Raw genomic sequence first — 1,814 nt, forward strand, 5'->3', positions numbered from 1 at the left:
ATACCTTGTGGGTTTGAGGTGTCAAAGAGTTCTGTAACGCTTACTAATGCTACTTGGGAGGACACCCATTGATATGCTCCCTTTATAGTAGACAGTTTAAATAATTAAAACTACCTACTATGAAAGGAGCATATTTTTAATGTCAAAAAATAAAAAAATAGATTACAACATAAAACTAAAAAATAACTTGAAAATAACTAAAAAATAACTGAGTTAATACATAGTCTATGCTTAGTATTGGGGTACTTTAGTACTGTTTCACTTTTAATTATAGAAAGAGTGTTTTTTTAATATAATTAAAGTCAGTAATTTTATTAGTTTCAAAATTAAGTGGCCGATTTTTACACGTATTTCGGCGTCCCACCTAGTGGATTGAGAGAATATTGGAAAGTGTTCGCGTATATAAGCAGTAAGGTTCACAATCATATTGCTCATTATGAGCCAATTAAAAATATTAATATAGACAAAGAAACTGAGCAAATAAAAGAGTTTATAGATACTGAAGATTTAAACTGTCCAGAAACTGAGGGGCTTTATGAAATGGTAGTTGAACTTTATGAAAAACTACTTAAAGCCAATAAAATATTAGACTCAATAAAAAATAGTTAAGAAATGAAAGGATTGTATATATTTTAAAAATAATATATACTATGAAGTGTATTTTTAGAATTATAGTTTTGCATCATAGAAACTCAGTGAAGATGGTTGACAACCTGCTGAGAGCTGATGGTGCCGGGAGGAATTTATAAGGATACTTTGAAAATTCTATTCCTTTTATGATTTGTGAAAATCATAATGAATGGTAAAAGCCAAAAGAATAAGTCAGTTTGCCAAGCTTTAGTGTATATAAAGGTAATAGACTTGTGGTGGCTGTAATAGACGACTCAGTGAGGAATAATCCAACGGGGTATAAGTGTGGTAACTTCTATGACATTGGAAATACCAAACAAAGCCATTTGTCTTGAAACAGAGAAATCTGCGTATAACACAAGCACTATGTTAAAGTAGCCTTATGACAAAAACTATTAGAGGATTTCTATTTCTGAAAGTTAGGTGGAATTTATGAGTAATCATTCTCATGTAGGACGTGATACTTTGTATTGGGGTAAGAAGTTTAGGGTAGCTCCCAACAACTCAGACTTATCTCCCTAGTGACTGAATATATATGAAACTATTGTAAGGTACAGTGAAAGCTGTCTATGATGTATAACTATAATTCTAAATAAAAATGCCCTTATAATCCGTTTATTTGGATTTTAAGGGCATTAACTTTATTTCAAGTAATAAATTCTAAAAGAGTTATAGATGATGAATTAGAATTACTACAAAAATTTGATGATAAATTTAGAAAAAACGCAGGTTGACCTATATAAAAACACCCCAATCATTAGATTTTTGGTCCAACAATTGGGTCTCAGTACAATTCAAGCCTTATTTTTTATTTCTTAATATATTAATTTCTCCTATCGATAATCCTGTAGCATTTTTAATTAGTTCATTATCTAATCCATTTATAATTAAATTTTTTGCGATTTCTATTGTCTTTCTATTTTCGCCCTCTTTTAAACCTTCTTTAAGACCTTTCTCAATTCCTTTTTGTTCAGCACTCTCTATTAAGCTAACTTTCTCCAAAATAGATTCTTTCCTTTTTTCATACATATATCTGTCTTTTGAATCTACACTCATTTTTAAAAGCTCCGATTTTGCTTCTTTTATTTCTTTTTTACTCATTTCTAATTTTTCTACTATTTCACTATCAGGATTTTGTATAAAAGCAACCCATGCTTCTAACATATCTGATATTTCCTCTGAGT

At 29.8% G+C, this 1,814-nt stretch carries 2 protein-coding genes; one reads left to right on the plus strand and one right to left on the minus strand.

The window, feature by feature from the left end; genetic code table 11:
- The first annotated feature begins 390 nt into the window (after window positions 1-390).
- Window positions 391-609, plus strand: coding sequence for a hypothetical protein (locus CHF27_RS13660; RefSeq protein WP_095406521.1), 219 nt, complete (start codon window positions 391-393; stop codon window positions 607-609).
- An 822-nt stretch (window positions 610-1,431) separates the two neighbouring features.
- On the opposite strand, the gene CHF27_RS13665 is transcribed toward CHF27_RS13660, so the two are convergent.
- Window positions 1,432-1,814 (minus strand): Rpn family recombination-promoting nuclease/putative transposase (locus CHF27_RS13665; protein WP_115976349.1); only part of this gene is annotated, 383 nt, incomplete at its 5' end.

The organism is Romboutsia maritimum (assembly GCF_002251085.2).
Lineage (GTDB): Bacteria > Bacillota > Clostridia > Peptostreptococcales > Peptostreptococcaceae > Romboutsia_B > Romboutsia_B maritimum.